This is a genomic window from Bacillus sp. 05T31 (assembly GCF_056396725.1).
This window is the reverse complement of the sequence record NZ_JBFTMA010001105.1, coordinates 1-913: the sequence shown is the minus strand read 5'-3', so window position 1 is coordinate 913 and position 913 is coordinate 1. Positions and strand designations below refer to the sequence as shown.

The following is a 913-nucleotide window of genomic DNA, read 5'->3' as shown; positions in this document are numbered from 1 at the left end:
CTTCAAATTCAGTATTCCCGCTCCTTAGGAGAACAGCCTATGTATCTGTTCTCCTATTTTACGTTTAATTTTTACCTTAAAATAAGAAAATCATCAATTCTATTGAGTCGATCTCTTGTTATTATTGAAGCTCGTCTTTCAAGAGCACTTACAAATAGCGCTCTTTTTTGTATAAAATAAATTCTTTATCTTCTTTTACATATCTTTTAGCTAAACTGCACACGATACTTATAAGCCATTCGAACTAGTGGCTTCACTCTTCTTGTAAAAGAATGAGAAGACGATTTATCGCAATTGTCTAACTCATTCAACCCACAAGCAGGCAAAGAAACTTTGCCTGCTATTTTTGTATAACTTTCTTAATTTGAAGCATACTATCCAGGAACCTGTTTACCAATACGAGTCATTTTGGTGTTTTGAAGCATCCCCTTCTTCTAGGACAAGCAATTTTGCTTGTCCTATTTTCGATTAAATTACTATTTATATACCTCTCTTCCCTAGTCTCTAAATTTTATTTTTTAGTATTAAAAATAAGAATTTGTACATTATAAAAATGTTCCACACTATTATGTGGTTACATAAGGAGGAGTTAAAAATGGACAAACGTACCGAGAAGAAAGTTGAAGCTGTGGCACGTAAAGCTGCTGATTTAGAAGTTTCACAAGAATTAACTAGTCTTAAAAGTCAAATTCAACAGTTACATCAATCTTTATCTCAAGCATCTCAAGGTCAACAGCAAGGATTACAACAAAATCAACAAATGGGTGGCCAACAAGGATTACAACAAGCTAATCAATTAATGCAACAACTTCAACAATTTAGTAACCAATCTCAACAACAAATGCAACAAGCTGATCAACAATTACAGCAAACAATTCAACAAGCTATTCAAACATTAAACCAAGGATTACAG

Annotated in this window: 1 pseudogene; it reads left to right on the top strand. The window is 32.9% G+C overall.

Annotated elements, in window-relative coordinates:
- Positions 1–595: 595 nt before the first annotated feature.
- A pseudogene (locus tag AC1DJR_RS31680) lies at positions 596–913 on the top strand (hypothetical protein); the annotation flags it as partial.